Source organism: Rhodoferax sp. (assembly GCF_044236835.1).
Taxonomy (GTDB): domain Bacteria; phylum Pseudomonadota; class Gammaproteobacteria; order Burkholderiales; family Burkholderiaceae_C; genus Allorhodoferax.
The window spans coordinates 1-7,271 of sequence record NZ_JBIIGC010000035.1; the positions used below are offsets into that span (position 1 = coordinate 1).

At 61.7% G+C, this 7,271-nt stretch carries 8 protein-coding genes and 1 pseudogene; 3 read left to right on the top strand and 6 right to left on the bottom strand.

Features of this window, described 5'->3' with window-relative positions:
• The 3 genes and pseudogenes from ACILRC_RS14940 to ACILRC_RS14950 form a co-directional block, all read left to right on the top strand.
• Positions 1-407 (top strand): annotated as a pseudogene (locus tag ACILRC_RS14940) (hypothetical protein); the annotation flags it as partial.
• A gap of 296 nt (positions 408-703) precedes the next feature.
• A complete protein-coding gene (locus ACILRC_RS14945; RefSeq protein ID WP_395670166.1) occupies positions 704-1,156 on the top strand; it encodes a DUF3429 domain-containing protein in 453 nt (150 codons plus the stop codon).
• Positions 1,156-1,635 (top strand): DUF2244 domain-containing protein, encoded by a 480-nt coding sequence (locus tag ACILRC_RS14950; RefSeq protein WP_395670167.1) that lies wholly within the window; start codon positions 1,156-1,158, stop codon positions 1,633-1,635. Before ACILRC_RS14945 ends, ACILRC_RS14950 begins: the two co-directional genes overlap by 1 nt.
• On the opposite strand, the gene ACILRC_RS14955 is transcribed toward ACILRC_RS14950, so the two are convergent.
• The 6 genes from ACILRC_RS14955 to ACILRC_RS14980 all read right to left on the bottom strand — a co-directional run.
• The gene (locus ACILRC_RS14955) at positions 1,632-1,910 is read right to left on the bottom strand and encodes a DUF427 domain-containing protein (RefSeq protein WP_395670168.1); all 279 of its coding nucleotides are present in this window, start codon (positions 1,908-1,910) and stop codon (positions 1,632-1,634) included. The two genes, ACILRC_RS14950 and ACILRC_RS14955, sit on opposite strands and share 4 nt — an antisense overlap.
• Positions 1,911-1,951: 41 nt before the next feature.
• On the bottom strand, positions 1,952-2,644 hold the full coding sequence (gene urtE / locus ACILRC_RS14960; RefSeq protein WP_395670169.1) for an urea ABC transporter ATP-binding subunit UrtE: 693 nt from the start codon (positions 2,642-2,644) through the stop codon (positions 1,952-1,954).
• Complete coding sequence (gene urtD, locus ACILRC_RS14965; RefSeq protein WP_395670170.1) at positions 2,644-3,525, bottom strand: urea ABC transporter ATP-binding protein UrtD; 882 nt, start codon at positions 3,523-3,525, stop codon at positions 2,644-2,646. Before urtD ends, urtE begins: the two co-directional genes overlap by 1 nt.
• Positions 3,522-4,625 carry an urea ABC transporter permease subunit UrtC gene (gene urtC, locus ACILRC_RS14970; RefSeq protein ID WP_395670171.1) on the bottom strand — a complete coding sequence of 368 codons (1,104 nt, stop codon included), beginning with the start codon at positions 4,623-4,625 and terminating at the stop codon, positions 3,522-3,524. Before urtC ends, urtD begins: the two co-directional genes overlap by 4 nt.
• On the bottom strand, positions 4,622-6,208 hold the full coding sequence (gene urtB, locus ACILRC_RS14975) for an urea ABC transporter permease subunit UrtB (RefSeq protein ID WP_395670172.1): 1,587 nt from the start codon (positions 6,206-6,208) through the stop codon (positions 4,622-4,624). Before urtB ends, urtC begins: the two co-directional genes overlap by 4 nt.
• Positions 6,209-6,324: 116 nt before the next feature.
• On the bottom strand, positions 6,325-7,271 hold a 947-nt coding region (locus tag ACILRC_RS14980), incomplete at its 5' end, for a transporter substrate-binding protein (RefSeq protein ID WP_395670173.1).

Sequence of the window (7,271 nt, forward strand, 5' to 3'; positions counted from 1 at the left end):
GCCTCGGCCTGGCGCAGAAAGCCAATGATCTGCTCTTCGCTGAATTTGCTTGTTCTCATGTCCATCATTCTCCGGGTGGATGGACTTCTTGGAAATTTGGCTGGTACGGTTTATGGGGGGCAGGTCAAACCTGCTCTATAAGTTGGGCGTTGCTCCATAAGTTGCTCATGTCTCACCCCTTACAGTGGTGTAAAGCTTGGCTTGCCGCTCAATGTTTTGTAGGAATTCACAGCTACAAAAGCCCTGTAAAACCCAGCACTCCAGCGCTGCAGTACCCCCGGATTTTGGACCAGCTGCGCGAGCGGATTCTGACCATGCACTATAGCCTCAGCACCGAGCAGGTGTACGTCTACTGGGTTGGCTTTTTCATCCGCTGGTCGGGCACCACCAGGCCAATGCCCTCATAGCCATTTACCAGCACAGATTCAAGGAAAATCACCGCTGCGCCAACGCCATCTAACGCACCCCACAACCCGAGGTGCCGGGCCAAGCACCAACAAATAAAGGAGCACCCCATGCAAGAAGACGACCGCTGCTGCGGGACAGGCACCTGCATCATCGATGCGCAAGGCCGCTGCTGGTGCGGGCAGATTTGGAATGGCCAAACCATGTGCCACCCCTCAGAAGTAGCTTCCCAAGCCGCAAGCGGGTCATCCGCCCCCACCCCACAGCAACCCAGCACACCCTCACCCGACGCGCGCAAATGAACACCACAGCGCGTGGCACGCCCAGCGGCACGGCCGCTCTGTTGGGCTTTGGCGGGCTGATCCCCTTTGTGGGCTTGGCCTTGGCGAGCTGGTTCGTGCCAGCGCCCTACCGTAGCGACGTACTGCACGCCTTGGCAACCTATGCAGCCACCATTGCCAGCTTTGTAGGCGCCCTGCACTGGGGCGCGGCGATGCACCGTGACGACGTGGACCCAGCGCGTCTGTTGGCCTGGGGCGTGGTTCCCAGCTTGGTGGCTTGGCTGGCCTTGCTAGCCAATGCAGCAAGCGCCCTGTTGATACTGGCCGCGTTGTTGATGCTGTGCTTTGGCGTGGACCGGGTGGTGTACCCGCGGCTCGGGCTGGCTGAGTGGCTGCCCATGCGGCTGCGGCTCACGGCAGTTGCAGTTATCAGTTGCATGGCCGCCGCCCTGGCCTCGGTGGCGTTTTGATGCGGGAGGCGGCTTGGCGGTTTGCGGTGGCCGATGCGCAAGGCCTGCGCTGGCACCTGGTGCGCAACTGCTCAGTCACGCCGCGCCAATTGGCGGCGCTGTACGCGTCGCTTTGCGCCATTGCGGTGGTGGTGGCCACCGGCTTTTGGTTGCACGGGGCGCCGCTGGTGGCACCCTTTGCCGTGCTGGAGTTGGTGGTGGTGGGCATCGCCTTTTTGCTCTACGCACGCCGCGCCACCGACGGTGAGCGGCTGCGGCTGGTGGGCGACCAACTGGAGGTGGAGATCGAACAGGCGGGCCGCATCACCCGCACGACCTTCCACCGCCCGTGGGTGCGGGTACAGGCGCCGACCATAGCGTCAGCGCTGATCGAGTTACACGGACAGGGGCAAACCGTGTTGCTTGGGCGCCATGTGCGCCCCGAACTGCGCGAAGGGCTGGCCCGGGAACTGGCCAGCGCCTTGCGGCTTGCAGGCTAACTGACTTTCACACCCTTCCAAAACGCCACCCGTCCGCGAATCTGTGCGGCTTCGGGCTTGGGGTCGGCGTAGTACCACACGGCGTCGGTGTTCACTTCGCCATTGACGTTAAGGGTGTAGTAGCTGGCCTGCCCTTTCCAAGAACAGGTGGTTTTGTGGTTGCTAAACAGGATGAACTCGCGCTTGAGCGAGCTCTCGGGGAAGTAATGGTTGCCTTCCACCAAGACGGTGTCGTCGCTCTCGGCAATCACGGTGTTGTTCCAAACGGCTTGCATAGTGCGTCCTTGGGCGTTGCGGGAAAGATGCAACCATAGCGCTAAATCCCTACCAGCTGGCGCACCCCATCAATTTCCATGTTGGGGCCCTTGCCATGGGCCAGCACCGCGCCGCGCTCCATGACGATGTAGTCGTCCGCCAGCGCCTGGGCAAAGTCGTAGTACTGCTCCACCAGCACAATGGCCATGTCGCCGCGGTCGGCCAGCATGCGGATCACCCGGCCTATGTCTTTGATGATGCTGGGCTGGATGCCCTCGGTGGGTTCATCCAGCACCAAGAGGCGCGGCTTGGCTGCCAGTGCGCGGGCGATGGCGAGTTGCTGCTGCTGGCCACCCGAGAGGTCGCCGCCACGGCGCTTGAGCATTTGCGCCAGCACCGGGAACAAATCAAACAACTCAGCGGGAATCGCCGTGCCCGCCTTCTTGTACGCCAGCCCCATCTCCAAATTCTCTTGGACGGTCAGACGCGCAAAGATCTCACGGCCCTGCGGCACAAAGCCAATACCGGCGCGGGCGCGCTCGTAGGGCGTGGCGTTGTGGATGGGCTTGCCGTCGAACGCGATGGTGCCGGTTTTGATGGGCACCAGCCCCATGAGCGACTTGAGCAAAGTGGTTTTGCCCACGCCGTTGCGCCCCAGCACCACCGTGACCTTGCCCAGCTCGGCGCGCAGGCTGACATCGCGCAGGATGTGCGAGCCGCCGTAGTACTGGTTGACCTTGCTGATCTCTAACATCACCGCCCCAAATAGACCTCAATCACGCGCTCGTCGCTTTGCACCTGCGCCAACGTGCCCTGGGCCAGCACCGCGCCATCGCACAGCACCGTCACGATGTCGGAAATGGTGTTGATAAAGCCCATGTCGTGCTCCACCACCATCAGCGAGTGCTTGCCTTTGAGCGACAAAAACAGCTCGGCGGTGCGCTCGGTTTCTTCGTCGGTCATGCCCGCCACCGGCTCGTCGAGCAGCAGCAGCTTGGGGTCTTGCATCAGCAGCATGCCAATCTCCAGCCATTGCTTTTGGCCGTGGCTCAAGGTGCCTGCTTGCACCCCCACGCTCTCGGCGAGGTGGATGGTGGTCAGCACCTCGGCCAGGCGGTCCGACTGGGCCGAGTCCAGCCTGAAAAACATGGATGCCGCCACGCCCTTGTTGGTTTTGAGCGCCAGCTCCAGGTTCTCGAACACGCTCAGGTGCTCAAAAACCGTGGGCTTTTGGAACTTGCGGCCAATGCCCAGTTGCGCAATCTCGGCCTCTTTGTAGCGCAGCAAATCGATGGTGCTGCCGAAGAACACGGTGCCGGAGTCGGGCCGCGTTTTGCCGGTGATGATGTCCATCATCGTGGTCTTGCCCGCGCCGTTGGGGCCGATGATGCAGCGCAGCTCACCAGGGGCAATGTCCAGGCTCAGGTTGTTGATGGCCTTGAAGCCGTCGAAGCTCACACTCACGCCGTCGAGGTACAGGATGCGCCCGTGGGTGGTGTCCACCGCATTGCCCTGCTTCATGCGCGAGTAGCCGGCCGAGCGCCCTCCGGACTCGGTCTGCCCGGCCTGTGCAGCCAGCGCGGCCATGCGCTCTTGCACCCGCTTTTCGCCTTGCTCCAACAGGTCGGGCGTCATGCTTTTTTACCTGCCAGTTTTTTTACCAAGCCCACTACGCCCTGCGGCAAAAACAGGGTAACAACGATGAACAAGGCGCCCAAAAAATACAGCCAGAACTCGGGGTAGGTGACGGTGAGCCAGCTCTTGGCGCCGTTGACGATGAAGGCGCCCACAATCGGCCCGATCAGGGTGGCGCGCCCGCCCACAGCGGCCCAGATGGCAATCTCGATCGAGTTGGCCGGGCTCATCTCGCTGGGGTTGATGATGCCCACCTGCGGCACGTACAGCGCACCGGCTACACCGCACATCATGGCCGAGAGCGTCCAGATGGTGAGCTTGTAGCCCAGCGGCGAGTAGCCACTGAACATGACCCGCGTCTCGGCATCGCGGATGGCCTGCAGCACCCGGCCAAACTTGCTCGATACCAACCAGCGCGCCAGCAAAAAGAACAACAGCAGCGTCAAACTGGTGATCACAAACAGCACCATGCGGGTGCTGGGCGTGGCGATCGGAATGTCCAGAATGCGCTTGAAATCGGTGAAGCCGTTGTTGCCGCCAAAACCGGTCTCGTTGCGAAAGAACAGCAGCATGGCCGCAAACGTGAGTGCCTGGGTGATGATGGAAAAGTACACACCCTTGATGCGCGAGCGAAACGCAAAGTAGCCAAACACCAGCGCCACCAAGCCCGGTGCCAGCACCACCAGCGCCAGCGTGGCCACAAAGCTGTCGCTCCAACTCCAGTGCCAGGGCAGCGTCTTCCAGTCCAAAAACACCATGAAGTCGGGCAACTCGCTTTGGTAGTTGCCGTCCAGCCCGATCTGGCGCATCAGGTACATGCCCATGGCGTAGCCGCCCAGCGCAAAAAACAGGCCATGGCCCAGGGACAAGATGCCGGTGTAACCCCAGATCAAATCCATGGCCAAGGCGCAAATCGCAAAGCACATGATTTTTGCGACCAGCGCCACCGCAAAGTCACTCAGGTGAAACACACTGCCCTCGGGAATGAGCAGGTTGAGCACCGGCACCACCGCGCACAGCACGACCAGGGCCACCAGCCAGGCGGTCCAGCCGCCCTTGCCCAGCAAAGGTGGCTTGGGTGGAAGCTGCACCGCGCTCATGCTTCCGCGCTCCGGCCCTTCATCGCGAAGATGCCTTGGGGGCGCTTCTGGATGAAGATGATGATGAACACCAGCACCGCAATCTTGGCCAGCACCGCTCCGGTCCAACCCTCCAACAACTTGTTGAGCAGCCCCAGGCCCATGGCGGCGTACACCGTGCCCGCCAACTGACCCACGCCACCGAGCACCACCACCATGAACGAGTCCACGATGTAGCCCTGCCCCAAGTCCGGGCCCACATTGCCCACCTGGCTCAAAGCGCAGCCAGCCAGCCCTGCAATGCCTGAACCCAGCGCAAATGCGTAGGTGTCCACACGCGCGGTGTTCACGCCCATGCAGGCGGCAATCGGCCGGTTTTGGGTGACACCGCGCACAAACAGGCCCAAACGCGTTTTGGCAATCAGAAATGCCACGCCGCCCAGCACCGCAAAGGCAAAGCACACGATGATGATGCGGTTGTAGGGCAAAGACAGGTTGCCCATCAGCTGCACACCACCACTCATCCAACTGGGGTTTTCTACGCCCACGTTCTGCGCGCCAAACACGGTGCGTACCAACTGCATCAGCACCAGGCTAATGCCCCAAGTGGCAAGCAGCGTCTCCAGCGGACGGCCGTACAGGTAACGGATGACAGAACGCTCCATCGCGGCACCGACCAGAGCCGACGCCATGAACGCCACCGGCACCGAGGCCAGCAAATACCAATCGAACGCACCGGGGAAGTGGGTGCGAAACACACCCTGCACCACGTAGGTGGCATAGGCACCCACCATCATCAATTCCCCATGGGCCATGTTGATCACGCCCATCAATCCGTAGGTGATGGCCAGGCCAAGTGCCACCAGCAGCAAAATGGATCCCAGGCTCAGGCCGCTGAACATCGCGCCCAGCCGGTCGCCCCAGGCCAGGCGCGTCTCCACCTTGGAGAGGCTGCGTTGCAGGGCCGACTTCACATCCGGCTCGGTCTCTGTCTGCAAGCGCTCGACCAGCAGTGTTTTGGTAGCGGCCTGCGCGCTACTGGACAGCAGTTCAGCAGCCTGCAAGCGCAGCGCCTTGTCGCTGCTGCCCAGCCACGCCACAGCACGCAGGCGGCCTAGCTTCTCCTGCAAATCGGCAACGGTCTCTTGCGCAAAGGCGCGGTCGAGCAAGGCCAGCTTGCTCTCGTCCATGGCGCCTTCCAGGGTCTTGATGGCGTCGCGCCGCACCGATTCGTTGGGCGAAAGAAGACGGATGGCGGCCAGCGCAGCGTCGATTTCACCGCGCATGCGGTTGTTGTTGATCACATCTTCGGCGGTGTCCGGCAGTGCCACTTGCGCGCCAGTCACCGGATCAAAAGCTTGGTCGTCTCGCAGCACCACCGGGCGATCGCCGATGAGCTTGACAGCGTCTTGCGACAGCGCCTCCAGGAACAAAACCAAGGCCTCGTCGGGCTTGGCCACCGCTTCGCGCAAGGCTGCGATGCGGGTCTCGCCACCGTCGTCACCGGACGCGACCGCAATCGCCTGGGCTTGCTGGGGCGTGAGGGCCTGGGCCGCGCCCGACAGCAGCAGCGCAAAAACCAACAAGCAATGTTTGGTACGCATGGATCCTGAGTCGCGTTAAAGCTGGTGTGGTTGCACAACAAACGAAAGACCTGCGGGCCACAGCACGGCTGGGGCCCGCAGCTTGGCTGGGCACAAGGGCCCAGACCCGAGGCGCCTTACTTCTTCTCTGGCTCGTCCTTCTTCTTGTCGTTGCCTTCGATGTACGGGCTCCATGGCTTGGCCTTCACCGGGCCCGGTGTCTTCCACACCACGTTGAACTGGCCGTCGGCCTTGATCTCGCCAATGAACACCGACTTGTGCAAGTGGTGGTTCTTTTCGTCCATCTTGCTCACGATGCCCGAGGGTGCCTTGAAGGTCTGACCGGCCATGGCGGCGATCACCTTGTCGGTGTCGGTGGACTTGGCCTTCTCCACCGCCTGCTTCCACATATTGACGCCAATGTAGGTCGCCTCCATCGGGTCGTTGGTCAGTGGCTTGTCTTTGTGGCCAGCGATGTTCTTGGCCTTGGCGTAAGCCGACCACTTCTTGATGAACTCGGCGTTGGTGGGGTTCTTGATCGACTGGAAGTAATTCCATGCCGCCAGATGGCCCACCAGCGGCTTGGTGTCCACACCGCGCAGCTCTTCCTCACCCACGGAGAAGGCCACCACCGGCACGTCCTTGGCCTTCAGACCGGCGTTGCCCAGCTCTTTGTAGAAAGGCACGTTGGAGTCGCCATTGATGGTGGACACCACCGCGGTCTTACCACCGGCAGAGAACTTCTTGATGTCGGCCACGATGGTCTGGTAGTCCGAGTGGCCAAACGGGGTGTACTTCTCGTCGATGTCTTTGTCGGCCACGCCCTTGCTCTTGAGGTAGGCGCGCAGAATTTTGTTGGTGGTGCGGGGGTACACATAGTCGGTGCCCAGAAGCACCCAGCGCTTGGCGCCACCGCCGTCTTTGCTCATCAGGTAGTCCACCGCAGGAATGGCCTGCTGGTTGGGTGCTGCGCCGGTGTAGAACACGTTCTTGGACAGCTCTTCACCCTCGTATTGCACAGGGTAGAACAAGAGGCCGTTCATTTCCTCGACCACGGGCAACACCGACTTGCGCGACACCGAAG

Excerpts from the sequence above, each read along its gene's own strand:
- urtB (WP_395670172.1), bottom strand. The coding sequence starts at position 6,208 with ATGCGTACCAAACATTGCTTGTTGGTTTTTGCGCTGCTGCTGTCGGGC.
- urtE (WP_395670169.1), bottom strand. The coding sequence starts at position 2,644 with ATGTTAGAGATCAGCAAGGTCAACCAGTACTACGGCGGCTCGCACATC.
- ACILRC_RS14955 (WP_395670168.1), bottom strand. The coding sequence starts at position 1,910 with ATGCAAGCCGTTTGGAACAACACCGTGATTGCCGAGAGCGACGACACC.
- ACILRC_RS14945 (WP_395670166.1), top strand. The coding sequence starts at position 704 with ATGAACACCACAGCGCGTGGCACGCCCAGCGGCACGGCCGCTCTGTTG.
- ACILRC_RS14950 (WP_395670167.1), top strand. The coding sequence starts at position 1,156 with ATGCGGGAGGCGGCTTGGCGGTTTGCGGTGGCCGATGCGCAAGGCCTG.
- urtC (WP_395670171.1), bottom strand. The coding sequence starts at position 4,625 with ATGAGCGCGGTGCAGCTTCCACCCAAGCCACCTTTGCTGGGCAAGGGC.
- urtD (WP_395670170.1), bottom strand. The coding sequence starts at position 3,525 with ATGACGCCCGACCTGTTGGAGCAAGGCGAAAAGCGGGTGCAAGAGCGC.